The following is an 18,927-nucleotide window of genomic DNA, read 5'->3' on the forward strand; positions in this document are numbered from 1 at the left end:
GGGGCGCCACCGGCCATGCTCGACCTCCGGGAATATCGCACCAGGCGCCGGGAACTCGCCGACTTCCTCCCCTGGGCCGGCTTGGTTGGTCCGGGGATCGTGCTCAACAAGGACGGTGCACTCCAGCGCACCGCAAGGTTCCGCGGGCCGGACCTCGATGCCAGCACGCCGGCCGAGCTGATCGCAGTCGCCGCACGGGTCAACAACGCGCTCAAACGCCTCGGCGAGGGCTGGGCGATCTTCGTCGAGGCAGCGCGCTCCGCCGCGCCCGGCTATCCCGAGAGCCGCTTCCCCGATCCGGTGTCCTGGCTGATCGACGAGGAGCGGCGGCACGCCTTCCAAGAGGAGGGTGTGCATTTCGAGAGCGGATATTTCCTGACCTTCTGCTTCCTCGCGCCGCCCGAGCGCGCCGAACAGGCCAGCCGGCTGCTCTACGACCGGGGCGATGTCCAGCATCGACGTGCCCAAGGCGCGGGCGAGTCCGGCGGCGTCGACTGGCGCGCCACCCTGGACGCCTTCGCAGCCGAGACCGACCGCGTGCTCGACCTGCTGGCCGCCCTCATGCCGGACTGCACCTGGCTCGATGACGCCGGCACGCTGGCCTATCTGCACTTCACGATCTCGACCAACGGGCCGCACCCGGTGGGCGTGCCCGAAGTGCCCTTCTATCTCGACGGGCTGCTGCCGGATTGCGATCTAACGCCCGGCGTCGCCCCGATGCTCGGGCGCTACTATCTCCGCACGCTCACCCTGCGCGGCCTGCCGGACCGCACGTGGCCAGGGCTGCTCGACGAACTCAATCGGCTTCCGATCGAATACCGCTGGGTCGCGCGCTGGCTGCCGCTCGAGAAAGCCGAGGCGCAGAAGGAACTTGGCAAGAAGCGCCGGCACTGGTGGGCCAAGCGCAAGGGCATCGCCGCGCTACTGCGCGAGGTGATCTGGCAGCAGGAGACCCGGCTGGTCGATTCCGACGCCGAGAACCAGTCGGTGGACGCCGATGCGGCCCTGCAGGAACTCGGCTCGGACGCGGTCAGCTTCGGGTATTTCACCGCGACGGTGACGGTCTGGGATACCGACGAAGCCGCTGCCATCGAGAAGGTCCGGCTGGTCGGCCGCGCGGTGCGTGCGCAGGGATTCGTCGCGGTCGAGGAGACGCTGAACGCGGTCGAGGCCTGGCTCGGGAGCCTGCCCGGGCAGTGCTACGCCAATATCCGCCAGCCGCTGGTCTCGTCGCTGAACCTCGTCCACATGCTGCCACTCTCGGCGGTCTGGGCCGGGCCGGAGCGCAACGCGCATCTCGACGGCCCGCCGCTGCTGGTGGCGCACACCGCGGGCTCGACACCGTTCCGCCTCGTGCCGCACCAAGGGGATGTCGGCCACACCTTGATCGTCGGCCCCACCGGCGCGGGCAAGAGCGTGCTGCTCGCGCTGATCGCGCTGCAGTTCCGCCGTTACCCCGGCGCGCGCGTGGTGATCTTCGACAAGGGTCGTTCGTCCAAGGCCGCCGTGGTCGGCATGGGCGGCGCCTTCCACGACCTCGGACTCGGCGGCGAGGTTTCGTACCAGCATCAGCAGGCCGTTGCCTTCCAGCCGCTGGCGCGCATCGACGATGCGGCCGAGCGTGCCTGGGCGGCAGACTGGATCGCGACCCTGCTTGTCCAGGAAAGCATCGAGCTGACGCCGGAAGTCCGCGGCGCCATCTGGTCGGCGCTCGGCTCACTCGCCACCGCCCCGGTGCCCGAGCGCACGCTGTCGGGCTTCACCGCCCTGTTGCAGGTCAATCGGCTCAAGGCGGCGCTCGAACCCTACACCATCGCCGGCCCGTTCGACCGTCTGCTGGATGCCGAGCAGGAGAGCGTCGCTGACGCCGACGTGCTGGCCTTCGAGACCGAGGATCTCCTCGGCTCGAAGCACGCGGCCCGCGCCGTGCTGACCTATTTGTTTCACCGCATCGAGGCGGGGCTGGACGGGCGGCCGACCTTGATCGCGGTGGACGAGGCGTGGTTCGCGCTCGACGATCCGGTCTTCGCGCCGAAGCTGCGCGAGTGGCTGAAGACTCTGCGGCGGAAGAATGCCTCCGTGCTGTTCTCGACCCAGAGCCTCGCCGACATCACGCGCTCGCCCGTGGCACCGGCCGTCATCGAGAGCTGTCTCTCCCGCATCTTCCTGCCGAACGCGCGGGCGATCGAACCGGAGAGCCACGACGCCTACGCCCGCCTCGGCCTGAATGACCGGCAGATCGAGACGATCGCGCGCGCGGTGCCGAAGCGGGACTACTGGGTCCAGTCCGCCGCCGGCTGCCGGCTGTTCGAACTCGGCCTCGGCGAGATCGCGCTCGCCTTCTGTGGCGCGAGCCGCGCAGAGGACCTGGCCGCAATTGATCGCGTGCTGGGAAGGCATGGGCTCGCGGCGTTCCCGGCAGCGTGGCTGCGCGAGCGGGGGCTCGACTGGGCAGCGGCGCTGATCGCGCCTGGAATCGCAACCGCGACGAATCTCCCGGACGCCTCTGCGGCCATCGGTGAAGCCGCGTCCCTCGCCGATATCGGACCCGATCCCGCGCAACCCATGCTGCCATTCGGAGATGGTGCCGCTTGGTCCGCGGAGCCGGCATATCCTGTGACGGAGACGATCCCATGATCCATGCTTGGCTCAAGCGCACTGGCACGCGAGTGGTTGGCAACGCCTTGATCGGTGCGCTGCTGGCAATCTCCCCTGTGCTGCCCGCCAGTGCGACCGTGCCGGTGATCGACATCGCCAACCTGTCGCAGAATGTGCTGACGGCGGCACGCACTTTGGCGGAGGTGAACAATCAGATCACCCAGATCCAGCAGGGCATCTCCATGCTGGAGAACCAGGCGCGGAACCTGACGACGCTGCCGTTCTCGGCGCTGGCCGAGCTGCAATCCTCCATGGGGCAGATCGACCGGCTCATGGGGCAGGCGCAAGGCCTCGCTTACACGGTGCAGCAGGTCCAGGCTCAGTTCCAGCAGCTCTATCCGAACTACCAGTCCGCAAACTTTCAAGGAAATGTCACACAGGCCGGTCTGTTGGCGGACGCCAACGCGCGCTGGCAGGCATCGGTCAGCACGTTCCAGCACACCATGGAGGTGCAGAGCCAGATCGTCGCTTCGATACCCTCCGATCAGGCAGACTTGTCCGCGCTCGTCGGCCAGAGCCAGGGGGCGGTTGGTGCATTGCAGGCGATCCAGGCGAGCAATCAGCTTCTGGCTTTGCAAGCACGCCAGCTCTCCGCGACACAGGATCTGATCGCTGCTGATGCCCGCGCGCAGGCCGCCAATGCGATGCAGAACGCGGAGGCGCGCTCGGCCGCGGAGGCGGACTGGAAGCGCTTCTACGGCAATGGCGTGAGCTATACTCCGACCCCGGTCAACGTGTTCGGAGGACCCGCACCATGAATGCCAAAGCTCTGGTCATCATCGGCATCTTCAGCATCGCCACGCCCGCTTGGGCGGCAGCACCGACGATCGACCAACTCGTTGCTAACCCGACGCTGCTGAATGCAGAGATGGATCGCTGCAAGCATCTCGGGATGGCCGCGAACGATGATGCGCGATGCCAAACGGCGTGGCGGGCCGAGGACAAGCGGTTCTTCGGGAATGGGGTCACGTACACCCCGGAACCGGTGAACATATTCCGAAACACTCCGAACAAACTGGTCCCCGCGGAGAAGCAGCGGCCGATTCCGCCTGCACCGGCTGGAGCGCCGCATGGGTAGCAACACGTCCGTCATCGACCACTTCCTCAACGTCTTCAGCAACTACATCAATTCAGGGTTCGGCCTGATCTCCCCTGACGTCGGGTTTCTCGTCGCCGTGCTGATTGGGATTGACGCGACGTTGGCCGGTCTCGCCTGGGCGCTCGGCGAGGACGACGCCATCCAGACGCTCGCAAAGAAGGTCCTGTACGTCGGCTTTTTCGCCTTCATCCTGAATAATTGGCCTTTGCTTACGCAACTCGTCTTCAACAGTTTTGCCGCACTTGGTCTGAAGGCGACCGGCTCTTCGCTTTCCTACGCGAACTTCCTCCAGCCCGGCCGCCTCGCCCAGGCCGGCGTGCAGGGTGCGGACGTCCTCCTCTCCCAGATCCAGCGCCTCGCCGGGTTTCCAGACTTCTTCTGGAACCTCGGCCAGATCTTGGTCATGGGTCTGTCCTGGATCGTCACTCTGCTCGGGTTCTTCGTGCTCGCGATCCTGCTGTTCCTGGCGATCATCGAATTCAAGCTGACCACGCTGAAGGGCTTCATCCTGGTCCCCTTCGCGCTCTGGCGCGGCACCGCTTTCATTGCCGAGCCAGTACTCGGCCAGATCGTCACCTCCGGTGTGCGCATCCTCGTCTTCGCGGTGATCACCGGCATCGGCACCCAGCTCTTCGGCCAGATCCTGCCGAGCAACCCGGCGACCGAACTCTCGCTCCAGGACGCGCTCACCATTCTGCTCGCCTCGATGACCATCGCCGGGCTGGCCTTCTCGGCGAACCGGCTTGCCGCCGGCATCACCTCTGGCGCACCGCAACTGGGCCTTGGCAGCGCCGCCGCCGCGGGCGGTGCTGTCGCCGGCGCTGCGGCCCTGGCCGGGATGGGAGGGGTGGCAGCCGCCCGCGCCCTGGCCGGCGGCGTCGGTGCCGCGGCTTCACTCGCCGGCGGCGCGAGCGGTGCCTATACGCTCGGCAGCGCCACCGGCGGCGGGTCGGTTTCCGCCGGCCTGGCCGGTGTCGCTCGCGGGGCGGCCGGTGCGGCCACCAGCGGTCTGCGAGGTACGGCCCAGACTGCCTCGACGGCGCTGCGCGATCGCTTCGCCACCGGCCAACGCGCCGCCTGGTCGGCCACCGGCGGATCGGGCGGAGATGCTGCCGTCACATCCCCGTCCGCAGCGGCTCCCAGCGGTGCACCGGCCTGGGCCCAGCGCCTGCGACGGCAAGCCGTCTCCCGGGCGGCGCAGAACATCCTCCACGAAGCCGAAGGCCACGGTGGCGGCATGCGGCCCAATTTGCGCGGGGACGGAACATGAGGTGGCGCCGCTTCTCCTCCCGTCTCGGCGACACCGAGGCGCCGGCCACGCCCTATCAGCGCGCCGGGCAACTGTGGGACCAGAGAATCGGCTCTGCCCGCGTGCAGGCCGCGAACTGGCGCCTGATGGCGTTCGGCTGCCTGGCGCTCGCCGCGGTCGTCACCGCCGATGACATCCGCACGCATTCCCGCGCCATGGTCACCCCGTTCATCGTCGAGGTCGATCATCTCGGCGCGGTGCAGGCGATCGCCCCTGCGCGGGTGGAGGTGCAGCCGACCGATACCGAGATCGCCTACTTCCTGGCGCAGTTCATCGAGCGCGTGCGCGGCCTCTCGGTCGATCCTGTCGTCGTCCGCCAAGCCTGGCTCGACGCCTATGCGCAGATCACCAGCCGCGCCAAGCCGATGCTCGACGCCTATGCCCGTCAGGCCGATCCATTCGGCCAGATCGGCAAGCGCGCCGTGACCGTGGACGTCACCAGCGTCGTCCGCGCCAGCCCGAATTCCTTCCGCGTCGCCTGGGTCGAGCATCCGTTCCAGGACGGCACTGCACTGCAACCCGAGCACTGGACCGCGATCCTGACCGTGGTGATCCAGACCCCGCACACCGAGGCGGCGCTGCGACAGAACCCGCTCGGCATCTACATCGATGCGATTAGCTGGGCGCGCGAGGTGAACACCACCCAGACCGAAGGATCGACGCCATGAGGTTTTCGTTCGCCCTCGCGTGTGGCGGTGCGTTGGCACTTTCGGCCTGCGCCCAGCCCGTGCCGAAGATCGCTTACGACAACCCGCAGCCGGCGCATCTCGTGCCGTCGCCGCCGGCCCCGGTTCAGGTCGTGACCTGGCCCGAGCCACTGCCGCTGCCGGGGCAGCTCAAGAAAGTGCCGCGGGCCTCGGCGAGCCGGGTGCCAGCGCAGCCCGCAAATCCGATCGTTCGCGTGGCCCAGGCCAACGCCGCGGCGCGCATCAACCCGACGCGCGACGGCTACATCAACGCCATGCAGGTGTTCCCCTGGTCGGACGGGGCGCTGTACGAAATCTACGCCTCGCCGCTGCACGTGACCGACATCGCGCTCCAGCCCGGCGAGCATCTGATCTCGATCGCGGCTGGCGACACCGTGCAATGGAAGATCGGCAACACCACCAGCGGCGCGGGGGCCGATCAGCAGGTGCATGTGCTGATCAAACCGATTTCGGCGGACCTGCCGATGAACAACATCGTCATCATGACCGATCGGCGCGCCTATCACCTCGAGGTGCATCCGACCAAGGACACCTACATGGCCGCGGTGTCCTGGAATTATCCGCAGGACGATCTGCTAGCATTACGGACGCAGAACGCCGCGGCGACGGATTACGCGAACACCGTGGCGGCGAATGATGTGAACATCGCGGCGCTGCATTTCCGGTATCGGCTCAGCGGCGATGATCCGCCCTGGCGGCCGGTGCAGGTCTTCGATGATGGCTCGAAGGTCTATGTCCAGTTCCCGCCGGGGATCGCCCAGGGCGACATGCCGCCGCTGTTCATCCTCGGCGCGCCGGGCGGCAAGGCGGAGATCGTCAATTACCGCGTGCGCGGCCACACCATGATCGTCGATCGGCTGTTCGCCGCCGCCGAACTTCGCCTCGGCGCCGGGCCGCAGCAGGTCGTGCGCATCACGCGGACCGATGGGCACAACTGATGGCGGATCCTGATGACGCGGAGCCTGGGCAGCGACCGGCACCCAAGGCTGCTCCGGCCGACTTTGCGCTGCGGGCGCGGCCGCGTGCAGTGACGCGCCTCTCGCGTCGGGTGCTGATTGTTGCAGCTGGCGGCGTAGCGGTCTGCGTGGTGGGGGCGGTCTGGTGGGCGTTCGCGCTGCACAGCTTCCGGATCACCACCGGCAAGGAGCTCTACAACACGGATGTCCGGCCCTCGCCCGATGTGATTGGCGGCCTGCAGAACGGCTATGCCAGCCTGACCAAGCCCAAGCCGCTGCCGGCGCCCCCGCGAGCGGTGCCCCGGCTCGGTCCACCGCTGCCGGGCGATCTCGGCCGGCCGATGTTGGGGCAAGGGGCGCCCACCGCCTTCGCGGCGCCACCAAATGGTGCGGACCAAGCCGCGGCACGGCTGCGCGCCCAGGCCGCCGATGCGGGGGTGTTCTTCACCGTGGCGGCGAATACCGGCGGCACCAACGGTGCAGCCGGCACCGCGTCAGGTGCCCTGCCAGCCGGCGAGCCCGCTCCCGGACCTGCGAGCGGTAACGGCGCACTCGCCGGGCCGCATGGCGACCAGAACCAGCAGGACGCCAAGCAGGCGTTCCTGAACAGTCCGGTCGATCGCGCGATCTATTCGCCCGACCGGCTGCAAGCCCCGCTCAGCCCCTACGAGCTGATGGCCGGCACCGTGATACCGGCGGCGCTGATCACCGGCCTGAACTCCGACCTGCCGGGGCAGGTGATCGCCCAGGTGACGCAGGACGTCTATGACAGCGTCTCCGGCCGCACCCTGCTGGTCCCCCAGGGCGCGAAGCTGATCGGCAAATACGACAGTGTCGTCGCCTACGGGCAGTCACGGGTGCTGCTCATCTGGACACGGCTGATCATGCCCGACGGCAGTTCTGTGGTACTCGACAACCTGCCCGGCGCCGACACCCAGGGCTATGCGGGTCTCGAGGACGGCGTCGATTACCATTTCTGGCGGTTGCTGCGCGGCGTCGCGCTGTCCTCGCTGCTCGGGGTCTCCAGCGCGCTCGCAACCAACAACGTGGTCGGCGGCACCGGGACGGGCAACGTGATCATCGCGCTCGGCCAGAGCGCGGACCAGGCCGCCAACCAGGCCGGGCAGTCGATCGTCTCGCGCGACCTCGGCGTTCAGCCGACCCTGACCGTGCGCCCTGGCTTCCCGCTCGACGTGATGGTGAACCGCGACATCGTGCTGCGGCCCTATGGGAGAGGGTGAGGAGGACGGGGATGGCGAAACTCCGCATCGGCCCGCTGCCGGACGACCGGCCGGTCAAGCGCACCATCACCTTCACTGCGGCGCTGGACGCTCTGATCCGCGACTACGCCGCCGCAATCGCGGCGCAGGACGGCCTGTCCGAGGCGCCGACCATCGAGAAGCTGGTGCCGATCATCGTCGAGCGGTTCATCACCACAGATCGGGCGTTCCGGGCTCCGGTGCGCCGGGTACCAGCGGCCGTGCCGCATAAGCCGCCGCCAAATTCAGAACCGTCGCAGTCCAACCGGGAGCGCCACGGAGATCAGTCAACCATCGCCGGGTCGGAGTGACCGCGCCTGGGAGAGCGCGCAGCAGCGCGTTGCGTATTGCAAAACGCGCTACGATCTCCTACATTCGCGCCATGGCGAAGGGGACCACCATGACCGGCGCGACCAAACGCAAAGACCACCCGCTCTCGATGCGCCTCCCGGAAGGCGACCTCGCCATCATCGACCGCGCCGCGGACCTGCGCGGCCGGTCGCGGACCGACTTCGTGCGGGAGGCGGCGGTCCGGGCCGCCGAGGAGGTCCTCATGGAAAGCACGCTGCTCCGCATGACCCCGGAGGGCTTCGAGGCGTTCGTCCAGGCCATCTCCGCCCCCGCCACTCCCGTTCCGGAGATGGTGGCTTCCCTCCGTCGCAAGGCGCCGTGGGAGAAGGGCGCGGCGAAGCACTGATGGCGGAGCCGCCGCTCTCCGCCCCCGAACTGCTGAAGCCCGGCCACGACGTAACCCACTTCTCCTGCGGCAAGCCCTCGCTCGATCATTGGCTGAAGACCCGGGCGCTGGCCAATCAGCAGAAGGGGTTCACGGTGGTCATGGTCGTCCACGTGGCGGGCCGTGTCGTCGGCTATTACGGCCTGGCGCCGACTGCCATCGTCCCCGCCGCCCTGCCGCGCTCGATCCGCACCGGCCAGCCCCCGAACCCGGTGCCCTGCATTCTGCTCGGCCAGCTTGCCACCGATCAGGCGTGGATCGGGCGGGGGATCGGCACTGGGCTGTTCAACCACGCCCTCGCCCGCAGTGTCAGCGGCGCCGCGCTGATCGGCGGGCGCGCTTTGGTCGTCAATGCCGTCGATGACGAGGCGGCTGTGTTCTGGCGCCGCCGCGGGTTCCTGCCGTCAAGGGACGACGCGCTGGTGCTGTTCCGGTCCATCGCCGACATCTCCGCCTCGCTGATCGCCGTCGAAACCCGATAGGAGACACGCCGTCCGGGGTGGACCCTGCGGCGATCTGCCGACGGATAAGCCGGCCAGCGATTGTCGCTCGAGGACGCCACAGCAAAGCTCGCCTCGGCGCCCCCCTTGTTATACGTTGCCCAGCACCTTCATAGCTGCCGTCTTCGGATCCCCATAGAAGATTGGGTCGACGTGCTCCATAATGTCAGCGCTCACATCGAGAAAGTTGCGTTTGTTCTCTATCGGAATGAGTGAGCGCTTCGCCCCATTGTCTTTCGCGACCTGAAGGGGCTCGGTCAGGGATCGCAACGGCTTGATATTCCCTTGCACGCTCATGTCGCCAAGAACGAGCAGCGCGGGACTGACTGGCACTTTGCGAAGTGCCGAATAGGCCGCCACGAAGAACGCGACGCCGATCTCGGCCTCAACGCGATTTCCCAATAAATCGATCACCTCGACGTGGAGGTCAGAAGTCTCAAGATCCCGGGTAATCCCAAGCTCGACCTTCTTCGCCTGGACATAGCTAAAGGCTCGTTGCACCGATTCCTTCATTGCACCAGAAATGCCACCAGCCAACCGTAGCTTTGCAGTGCCGCTAGAAACGGATACCTCCAACCGATAAAGGCCGACGGTTCCGTCGGATGTCACGCCGGCCGTATAGACACTTCCAGGAGACAGAGGATCGGCGGAAATCAAATCGCGTCCGCCCTGCTCGGGGACACCAACAAAGCGCTCTTCGCCGGTGTCCTGGAGCGTGTAGCTGAACGACGTTTGGTAATATTCAAAGGAACCCATCTTCTTGAGCTGTTCCTTCACGCGTCTCCGTCCTTCAAGAGCAAGCTCAAGAATTTCTGCGAGCTCCTCCTGTGTCACGTCGCCATGAGGAAATAAAATTTTCACCAATCCAGACGCGGTCTTCCTGACCGCTTTACGATCGCGCGCGTTCAGATGCGCGCCCATCGAAAAGAACCGGTCGATAATCTCAGTGAAGTTGTGCTTGCGCATGTCGCGCAGCGCCTCAGCGAGATAGTCCACAACAAAGCCGTAGTGGTCCGTGAACAGCTCGTTCCGCATCTGCGGAATCTCCCAGCCAGGGAGATAAAAGTGCAGCCGGTCGATGAATGCCATGTCGTCACGAATAGTGTCGGGCATCGGCGCGAAGAGATGGCCCGTCTGGACCATGACGTCGATCGGCTGATTGGTGTTGCCGAACATAGCTATGCTGGCATCCCCTGCAACGGCCTCCTGCCCACGTTGGAAGGTGCCAGACTCGCAGTACGTCTTCATCGTCGTGATGACTTCCTTAGGCATCTTCTGGAGGTCTGCGACCTCGTCGAAGCCCACGACATCCCAGATCTGGACCATGCCTTTTTGACGCCCCGACATATGGCCGAACAGATTGGCGACTGTCGTCCCTCCCGTCAGAAGCGCTGTATACGGCGAAACCTCCTGGACCACGTAGCTCTTGCCGGTCCCGCGAGGGCCAAGCTCAACAAGGTTGTAGTTCCGCTCCGTCAAAGGGATGAGTCGAACCAAGAAGAGCAGCTTGAGCCGCCTAGACATCTCCCCAGGCTCGTACCCCATGCTCCGTACGATCAGATCTAACCACTCGTCGGTGGTAAACTGTTTTCTGACATTGCGGTATTCGTCGAGGTCGAACGTCGCGATTTGAATGGGGACTAGCTTGTCGATCCAAAACGGATTTTTGCCCTTCGACTCCTCGTCGGTTTCGAACCGCATGTCGACTTGCGCCCACACGCCACCCATAAGCAGGCGCTCATAATCACGCACGTATTGGCTAGGTATATGAAGGAATTTGTTATTAAAATTTACACCTTCTGCCCAGTAGTCGGAATCGACCAGCCGCACTTTGACCTTGTCGATGAAAGAATATTTTCCACTCTCTTTGACCTTGCTCTGCGCCTTCGCAGACTCGTCTGGTCGAATATAGTTGTTTGCGAGCGTGTCGTTGACGACCTGCAGCCCCATCTGAATTGCGACCTCATCGGACGAGGCGCAATATTTTCCAAGTAGAAATTCCAGCACGAAGACGGGCACATTGGCCCCTACCTTGACCTTGCGAACGAGATCCTTCCGGACAACTTTTCCGGCGAACAGCTGGTTCGCTTTGTTGTCGAGTGCGTCGCGGGCCGGCAGTGTACCATTGCTCATGCTTAAACTCCGAGACGGACCGGGATGTCGGTGGGTGAGCGATACAGCTCCGCGTCAGTTGTCGGGTCTTGGATGACGACGCGGAGCGACGGCACGCTCTCGTCGCTCAGCAAGAACGCCACCGTGACCTGCTTCCCGGCCTCCAATTTCACGCAGCCTGTCGAGCGATCGAACTCGCCGTCGATGGCCATTCCGACGCCGCCCACTTGCTTTCCGGCGGACATAAGAAGGGGGCGGACCACCAGTTCGGTTGAAAACAGGGAGAGATTTTTGCCGTCGAGTTGGATCACCACGCTGAAGATGCGGTTGGTGACTGCCTCGGGCAGGCCGATGGCCGCTACTGGTCCCGAGGACGAACGCCCCGGCGCGCTCGTCTTCATGCGGACCGTTACAACTGGGATGACCATTTCCTGCAATGATGGGCCGCCGTGGTGGAATGCCAGGTCACCCCCGGCCTTGAAGACCCCACTTCCCAAGGGAAATACAAAGTCGAGATCGGAGTCGTAACCAAGCGCGGAGGCCGTCACGCGCACGCAACCAGACGGTGTTGTGCCACCGCGCCCAATCCAGCAGCGCCGGTGAAGGTCGACTTCGTCGCCTCCCGGCGACTCGATTCGCATCGATTCATCGCGGTCAGATGGAAAAAAGAGGTGGCCGTGATCTGCGGTCAATACGCAGTGCTCGACACCAGCTGCCGCGAGCTTTCGGATGGCCCGGGCGAGATTATCGATGACGGTGTCCATCACCTGCCGAGCCTGGAAAGTGAACCCGCGCTCGCCCGCGTGGTCGATTTCCTGCGACCTGACAATGATGACCTGAGAACCCTCGACCTTCTTAGCAAGTCTAGACGGTTGCAAACTCAGCAATTCGTCGAGCGCGATGTCCGCCACTTTGGGGATCCGCGAGGCGGCAAATTTCTTCCGTGCGGTTAGGTCAGGAAGGAACGCGTCATCGATCCGAGCCCCCAGTGCTCCACCCTGCTCGACCACACTGAAGCTTGAAGATGCCCCCGGCTGAAGGGCCGCCATCCCAATCGGGGTAATGCTCGGGAGGGCGCAGACGGCTGCGCGCACGCTGACTTCTACCGACTTTGGGAGTCGCTCTGAGAGTTCGACGCCCATCTCGAAGCGCATGGCATCGACGAAGAAATAGGCGACGGGCTTCGGCTGCTCAGAAACGACTTCACTAAAAATCCTAGTCTGGTGCAAGCAACTCGAGACGGCCCAGTTGGCCGCCACGAGCGCTCGCGTGAAGCCGTCGGCCATGGCGCGGCAAGCGTCCTCATAGACGCCGCGCACGATCCCCAGCGGGCGCTCTTCGGGCTCGTCGTCAAGGTTGGCGACCCATGCTTCAAGCCGCCGTTGAGCCTGATCCAATCGGAACCAACCGTCCTTGGCTACGTAGGCGTCGATCCAGCCGTTGGCGTCGACTGAGGCCTTGCCGACCGCCGCCCGAACGGCCACGCCGAGGGCTCCCAGCTCGGCCATGCGACGGCAGGCCTCCCACTGCGCCTTTCGACCGACATCTCGATCGAGCCAGAAACTTTGCTCGCGGCCGGTGATCAGTTCGAGGGCCTGATCAAACTTCTTCTGTGCGACGAGGTCGCCGCAGTGCGCGAGCAACGCTCGTTCCTCGAAGCGGAAGGTATCGATCGATCCGAGGGTTCCTGCGGAAATGGCGGCCGCGTTCAGCCCAAGTTCGGCCTCCACGCGGTCGGCCATGCCGGGATAGGCCTCCGAAAACTTGGTGCGAAGCAGGTGCGCGAGTTCCCGGACCGCGCCTTCCTCATCCCTGGTCCGTGGCGCCGGTATGCTATCAAGCGCCAACGGAAGCGCGCCGCTCAAATCGCCGCGGAATTCTCCGGCCAGAACATACCGAAGGGTGATGGATCGAAGCCTCGACAGAGGTGCGTCGTCCGGAAGCTCAAGACCGAGCTTCGAACGTATGAGCTTTACAAGTTCGCGCGTGGCTTCTTTCGACTCGATTTCAGCATCGCGCCCGTCGCTCGCAAGCCAGGGGGCAATGATACCGTCATTGCCCGAAGCGCCGTGGAAGATGGATTTCAGAACCGATGGCGGCTCTGTCGATGATGTGTCAGAGGATGCCCGTGCGAGATCTTCGTATGAGACACGTTCGGGCGCCAACATCTCGTCGATGACCCCGTCCGTGTACCGTTGACGAAGAACATTGCGCGCCAGCCGCTTAAGCTGCGGCTCGTAGCATTCACCGGCCTTCTCGAGCTCCATCAGCACTGATCCGTGCCGATCACGCTCGCAGCCGGGCAGGTAGATGATGACCCACTCGCTCGGCGCGTCATCGCAGACGAACGGTTCCACGACCGCGCGCAGCTCAAACATTGAGCCATCGAACTCCGCAAGACGCGCAGCCAGTCCGCCAACGGCGACGGGGACGGCTTCGTCGCTTGTCCGAGCGCCGCCCCGCAGTTCCCCTATAAAGGGCGCAAATTCGCGGCGCGGATCGTACCAGACGACCACCTTCCTCGCTTTCAGCTTCTCAGCGAGCTGCTTCGAAATATACTCATTCAAGGGGTGCATCAGCTGAGACCTCCGCTTTCCACCTTGGAGAGCTCCTGAAAGCGGGCAGCAAACCAGCGCAGGCGCGCAACACCATCGGAAACGGCTTCGCCGGATGACGACACGATGTAGGCTGCGACCTTGGGCAGGAGCAGGACGAGGAGAAGGTCCGAGGAGTTACGGTCCAAAGCGAACCGCGCATCGCCTTTGGCCGCCAGCTTCGCCGAGAATTCATCGAGCGCGCTCTGCGCGGTCGCTGTCATAGGCTCGGAAGCAGCAATCAGCTTCCTGATGCTTTCCGGCGAGACGAGGCGAACAGGTTGCAGTGCTTCGTACAGGGGGCCGGCGTTTCGCCCGAAGTCGATATCCGGGAACCAACCGCGGACCCGCGCGACGAAGTCGTACACGTCCGTGAAAACGCCGCCGTGCTCGCGTTGCCGTCGCTCCGTCTCGGCGAAAAGATTTCCGATCGTGATGTCGCCCTGCCGAACGGCAAACCCAAGCGACACCAGCAGGCTGCGCTCCTGTTCAGATAGGGAGCCGGTCAGAGGCTTATAGCCGAGATCGTGTTCGATCTCATTCCACACATGGGCCATCATGCTGCAGACCTGAATCTCGCAAGGGACGTCCGAGACGTTGGCGTAGGTGCCGATCACATCGGCCTCCGGCAAAAACGCTTCGATATGCGTTGCTCTATAGAAATTGTTGTTGTCCGCCGCGTTCTTATCCTTCCGCTCGCTCTGGGGCTTCGCGCCCTTCAGATCGACGAACCGGTTGCAAACCAACTGTACGACCTGGTCCTCATGCCGCTGTTCGTAGGTCGCAATTCTCACCGCAGCGAGATCGCGCACCGCGTCGAAGACCGATTGTACCGTCGGCAGATCTCTCTTGCCCGAAGCGGCAAAGCGCCGAAGCTTCCCCTCAAGACTCTTGGGGCTTTTCGCGCGAAAGGTGACCTGGGCGCGGATCGCATTGCCCTCAACGATCTCGAACCTGCATATCTCTGCGACGCGCGCGGAAAGCTTCAGGTATCGGTCGTACTCGCGATGGTAGCGAAGGACCGCGTTCTTGATGGTGTCCTCGGAGATCGTCATGATGATGACCTCCGTGCTCGGGTCTTCGCGCCATTCGGTGCCGAAGCTTCAGACAGCTCCTTCAGCGCGGCCTTGACCGCAGCCGATGTGCGTTCGTGTACGAGCTCCTCGATCGAGCGCATCGGCGACGATTGCGAGACCCAATCTCCATTATCTCCCTCTTTCCAGAAGACCTCTTCAAGGCCGTGCGCGATGGCGAGGCTTCGGTCAGTGGCGCATTTGGGGACCACACGCTCAGGCCACAGATGCATGGCGACATGCGCCCAGTCGTACTTTCCTGCGGCGAGTTCGTCCCATTTCGCCTTAAGTTCCTTCTGCCACGGCTTGTTCTGGGGCACGAGCCGCCAGAGCGGCGCCATTATGATCACCACACCGTCGTCGAGCGTCGGATTCCAAAGGGGAGCCACACGCTTCACCTCGCCGAGGAGAGCTTGCAATTCACCAATGAAAGCTTCTTGGGCTTCGATTGCTTTTCGCTGTGAGGCGCTCGGGTTTGGTCCGGAGTCGGCCCGCAGCTGATCGAGTTGGCGCTGCTCGTGCGCGAGCTTCGGCGCAATATAGTCCGTCTGAGCCCGAAAAAGCGTGTCCTTGTTTAGGGTATGAAGATAGAGCCAGACCGAATAACTTCCTGTCGGAGTCGCTAGTTGCCAGTATATCGGCGCCTTTCGGCGGCTTTTAGTGTACATTTTGATATGACCCGGGAAGAATTCCCGAGCGAAGCTGCGCCGCAGGGCAGCTGGTTCGGGCCACGGCTGGCCTACGCGTTCATAGACAGCGATAATTCGCGAAATTAGGTCGTCCGCGTGCCCGGGGTCATCGACAAATATGCCGCTGCACGGCATAAACGGAGCGGCGCCACTCGGAAGTATCCCCGGGCTACGGTCCGGCAATGCGTCAAATGGCTCCGGCTCAGGCGGAATTGAGCGCTCTCCAGTCGCAAGCCGGATATCGAAGCGCCCGAATGCGACTCCGACGGACCAGGATAGAACGTAAAACTGTGCATTCTCAGCAGCAGCGACTTCTGAATTGTCGTCTTCGCTTTCATCGTTATCTTCATTGATTTCGGCTGAAGCGAAGACGGCCGCACCTTCGATCTCAGTCCTGTCGCTCTCATCCAGGTTAAACAATTCGAATGAAATCGCATCGATCTTCGATTGCAATCCGGCGAGCTTGCTCGTCACGGCGGCAACGCTGTCCGCAGCATTGAGAGGCGCGGGGAGTGTGAACGCCAGAGATGTTTCCACCGCCGTGTCAGCGGTTCGCGCAAGGCTCCAAGCACTCCTCGCAAGAGCCGCCAAGTCATTGGCTTGCTCGACAGATGGCTCGGCCCAAGGCAACTTTTGCAGAACGCCGACAATGAACTCTGGATATCCAAACCGACCAAGCAGAGCTTTGAATATGTAGTCAAACGGCTTGCTATTAAAAATGGCAAGAGAAGGCAATAACAGCATTTCTTCAAGAAAGACAGAATACCCTCTCACCGAAAAAATGCATCCAGCGGGTAATGGCTGCGGCGCGAACTTACTCGCTCTAAGAGGCCAGGTTAGCCCGCCTTTGAAAAAATAGTTTGCAGCTGTATCGCGGAGCATCCAAACATTAGATCTGACATTACCCTTCTCATTGAGATTGTTCTTGATCTCTGCCCCGCCATCGGCCCAATTCACGACCAAATGGATGCCAGCATAAAACGGCGAAAGTCGTCCACCTTTGGCGAAAGGAAACCACTTCTTGCCGCGGTCCCGAGGGTCAATCTCCCAATGCGTTCTTACAAAACGAAAGTCATCGGCAGTTGCCAGGCCTTGCCGAACAGCCCTCCCATTGCCCTCAACCGTTTGAAAGCGCTGGAAAGCTGCACGCACACCAGCACCGACCCAGTAAGCGAAAGGCGTACCGGGTAGCTGCTTGAATTGATCAAGGTCAGGTGCGAACCTATCAGCGGAATCGCCCGATATCGCCCGCTTTATCGCGGCCGCTTTGTCCTCGGCGGCGACAGCTCGGATGAATAGTGTCATGCCACTGCCTCCAAGCAATAAGCGGCAGTTTCGACCATCGCGCCGTCTAGTATGCCGATGCCTAAATCAGCTACGATGCGTGGTGGCGCTTTTGGCAACAGGACTTCTTCTCGCCATTTCTGGAAGCTCGAAAGAAAAAATCCTGTTCGTGAGGTGATTGCCCCGAGCCGTCCACGAGGGTGAAGGAGTTCGATACCTCGTTCTACAAAAGCTGCGTACACATCGTTCTTTGTGCGGGGGTATGATTTGTCGAATTCCGTTTTCGCCGCGACGCTGCATGCGCCGAAGGGAGGGTTCATCAAGACCACGTCGAACCGCGTTCGCGTCAAATCGATGAGAGCGACCCCCTGGGCTGCGTCGTCTGCAAAAAGCCTGCGCCGCACACTGGCGCGACCAGTTGCCGACTCAGCGAACGCACGGAGTGCTTCGACAATTCGGATCTCGGCCTCATGAAAGAAGCGGTCATCGTCGATGCCTGAGAGATCCAAAGAACCCTGCTTAACCACAGGCTCCATGCCCGGCAGAAATCCCGTGGTTTGGCGCTGCTTGACGAATTGTTCGCGAGCGCGTCGAAGCTCCGCGGCGATGGCGGCTTCAACTCGAAGGAGGGTGCCCAGCTCCCCCGCCAATCGACTCTCGCCCACCATTTTTTTGAAGAGGTCGCGTAGCAGCGGGGGGTCAAGACGGGCTGCGAATTCGTCAACAAGCGCAGCGTCTCCGGGCATCGATTCTGCCACTACGATGTGCGTGCGCTGGATTCGAGGCCGATCAGACGCGGGTACGCCAAAGTCCCTCCACGCGCGTTGTGCCCGCAGCCATAGCGCCAAAGCCGCGATCTGCGCGCAGCGGGGGTCGATATCGACGCCATGAAGGTTGTGTTCGACGATTAGCTTCGGAGCAGATCGTCGAAGATCGGCCAGATCAGCGTAATCATTGCGCAAGGATCGGCCAGTCGCATCACTTGCGGGAGCTGGCCCCTCCGTGGACCAGGCTTCTTCGTATATCGCGAGCAAGAGGTCGAAGCTGTAGAGGAGGAAATGCCCTGAGCCACAGGCAGGGTCCAAAATCCGGAGGTCCCGCGGATCCTTCTTCGGACGTACCTGGACCGTGTCATCGGCGGAGCGCACGAGATATTCGCAGAGGTCGGTCAATCGAGATTGCACGCCGTGCATCTCCAGCCAGAGGCGGCCGAGCGTGTTGTCGACAAGGAACTGGACGACGTAGCGAGGCGTAAAAAACTGGTTGCGGACGGCCAGCTCGCGGCTGTTACGCGGAGCCTGGCTCTCGTCGCGCATTTTCTTGCGCTCTTCGCCGCTATTGAAAAACTGGTAGACCCACCCGATCGTCTCATCCTCATCCCAAACTCCCGACAGGTCAGGCGCATTTAGGAGGGCTAGCAATGCTTCGAACGTCTGCCGCTTGGGCCACAGGACAGAGGCGGCATCCCGCCGGTCGAACAGGACCTTGATCTCAGTCGAGAACTCGTCGAACAGGCTTTCAACATAAAGGCGATAACCGGCGGCGTCGGGTAGCAGCGCTACGCCCGGCGCCATACCGCAGAACTCCTTGAATCCAGAAGATTGGTCGCCTTTGGAAATGCACTCCTGCACAAGCTGGCGTGCTTCGAGCATTTTGAGCGCGACGAACCGGTTCAGCGTCGTGAACGCAGAATCCCTTACATAGTCGGTGACCGCCTCAACGGCGGTGGCCCCAGCGGCCCGCTTGTGTTCGATCGTCGCGACGATTTTGTCCCGCTGAAACTTCTGGCGGGCCGTTAAATGCGCGCCACCGGCTGGAGCGATCACGCCGCTGCGCAACACGTCGAACGTGCCTTCGAGCTGTGACGAAAAATCCTCGTCCAACAGCTTCCGCGCCTGCTGGGTCGCCCGCTCGATAGCGTTTCGCGTCGCCTTATCCATGGTGCGCGCCG

Annotated in this window: 15 protein-coding genes; 10 read left to right on the forward strand and 5 right to left on the reverse strand. The window is 63.3% G+C overall.

What is annotated here, in order from left to right; all coding sequences use genetic code 11:
- The first annotated feature begins 15 nt into the window (after positions 1-15).
- The 10 genes from trbE (at position 16) to ACMV_RS02160 (ending at position 9,206) form a co-directional block, all read left to right on the forward strand.
- Entirely contained in the window at positions 16-2,637 is a 2,622-nt protein-coding gene (gene trbE / locus ACMV_RS02115; RefSeq protein ID WP_013639396.1) for a conjugal transfer protein TrbE, read from the forward strand.
- Positions 2,634-3,416: a P-type conjugative transfer protein TrbJ gene (gene trbJ / locus ACMV_RS02120; RefSeq protein ID WP_013639397.1), complete on the forward strand. Its 783-nt coding sequence runs from the start codon at positions 2,634-2,636 to the stop codon at positions 3,414-3,416. The genes trbE and trbJ overlap by 4 nt, the downstream gene beginning before the upstream one ends.
- Positions 3,413-3,736 (forward strand): putative entry exclusion protein TrbK-alt, encoded by a 324-nt coding sequence (gene trbK-alt, locus ACMV_RS02125; protein WP_013639398.1) that lies wholly within the window; start codon positions 3,413-3,415, stop codon positions 3,734-3,736. Before trbJ ends, trbK-alt begins: the two co-directional genes overlap by 4 nt.
- Positions 3,729-5,027 (forward strand): P-type conjugative transfer protein TrbL, encoded by a 1,299-nt coding sequence (gene trbL / locus ACMV_RS02130; protein ID WP_013639399.1) that lies wholly within the window; start codon positions 3,729-3,731, stop codon positions 5,025-5,027. Before trbK-alt ends, trbL begins: the two co-directional genes overlap by 8 nt.
- Positions 5,024-5,734 (forward strand): conjugal transfer protein TrbF, encoded by a 711-nt coding sequence (gene trbF, locus ACMV_RS02135; RefSeq protein ID WP_013639400.1) that lies wholly within the window; start codon positions 5,024-5,026, stop codon positions 5,732-5,734. The genes trbL and trbF overlap by 4 nt, the downstream gene beginning before the upstream one ends.
- Complete coding sequence (gene trbG, locus ACMV_RS02140) at positions 5,731-6,711, forward strand: P-type conjugative transfer protein TrbG (protein WP_013639401.1); 981 nt, start codon at positions 5,731-5,733, stop codon at positions 6,709-6,711. The genes trbF and trbG overlap by 4 nt, the downstream gene beginning before the upstream one ends.
- A gap of 89 nt (positions 6,712-6,800) precedes the next feature.
- Complete coding sequence (locus ACMV_RS02145) at positions 6,801-7,970, forward strand: TrbI/VirB10 family protein (RefSeq protein ID WP_231844467.1); 1,170 nt, start codon at positions 6,801-6,803, stop codon at positions 7,968-7,970.
- Between the two features lie 11 nt (positions 7,971-7,981).
- Positions 7,982-8,299 carry a DUF2274 domain-containing protein gene (locus ACMV_RS19580; RefSeq protein ID WP_013639403.1) on the forward strand — a complete coding sequence of 106 codons (318 nt, stop codon included), beginning with the start codon at positions 7,982-7,984 and terminating at the stop codon, positions 8,297-8,299.
- Between the two features lie 89 nt (positions 8,300-8,388).
- Positions 8,389-8,685 carry a type II toxin-antitoxin system TacA family antitoxin gene (locus ACMV_RS02155; RefSeq protein ID WP_041665207.1) on the forward strand — a complete coding sequence of 99 codons (297 nt, stop codon included), beginning with the start codon at positions 8,389-8,391 and terminating at the stop codon, positions 8,683-8,685.
- Entirely contained in the window at positions 8,685-9,206 is a 522-nt protein-coding gene (locus ACMV_RS02160; protein ID WP_013639405.1) for a GNAT family N-acetyltransferase, read from the forward strand. The genes ACMV_RS02155 and ACMV_RS02160 overlap by 1 nt, the downstream gene beginning before the upstream one ends.
- A 108-nt stretch (positions 9,207-9,314) precedes the next feature.
- Here ACMV_RS02160 and brxL read toward each other — a convergent pair whose 3' ends face one another.
- From brxL to ACMV_RS02185, 5 genes are read right to left on the reverse strand one after another with little or no spacing between them, the layout of a single operon-like run.
- Positions 9,315-11,357: a protease Lon-related BREX system protein BrxL gene (brxL, locus tag ACMV_RS02165; protein WP_013639406.1), complete on the reverse strand. Its 2,043-nt coding sequence runs from the start codon at positions 11,355-11,357 to the stop codon at positions 9,315-9,317.
- A 2-nt stretch (positions 11,358-11,359) separates the two neighbouring features.
- Positions 11,360-13,912 (reverse strand): PglZ domain-containing protein, encoded by a 2,553-nt coding sequence (locus ACMV_RS02170; RefSeq protein ID WP_013639407.1) that lies wholly within the window; start codon positions 13,910-13,912, stop codon positions 11,360-11,362.
- A complete protein-coding gene (locus ACMV_RS19345) occupies positions 13,912-14,985 on the reverse strand; it encodes a GTP pyrophosphokinase (protein WP_013639408.1) in 1,074 nt (357 codons plus the stop codon). The genes ACMV_RS02170 and ACMV_RS19345 overlap by 1 nt, the downstream gene beginning before the upstream one ends.
- The gene (locus ACMV_RS02180; protein ID WP_013639409.1) at positions 14,982-16,997 is read right to left on the reverse strand and encodes a BREX-1 system adenine-specific DNA-methyltransferase PglX; all 2,016 of its coding nucleotides are present in this window, start codon (positions 16,995-16,997) and stop codon (positions 14,982-14,984) included. Before ACMV_RS02180 ends, ACMV_RS19345 begins: the two co-directional genes overlap by 4 nt.
- Positions 16,994-18,916, reverse strand: a complete 1,923-nt coding sequence (locus tag ACMV_RS02185) for an Eco57I restriction-modification methylase domain-containing protein (RefSeq protein ID WP_013639410.1) — start codon at positions 18,914-18,916, stop codon at positions 16,994-16,996. The genes ACMV_RS02180 and ACMV_RS02185 overlap by 4 nt, the downstream gene beginning before the upstream one ends.
- Positions 18,917-18,927 lie beyond the last annotated feature (11 nt).

Origin of the sequence: Acidiphilium multivorum AIU301, assembly GCF_000202835.1 — a bacterium.
In the GTDB taxonomy this organism is placed as follows: Bacteria; Pseudomonadota; Alphaproteobacteria; order Acetobacterales; family Acetobacteraceae; genus Acidiphilium; species Acidiphilium multivorum.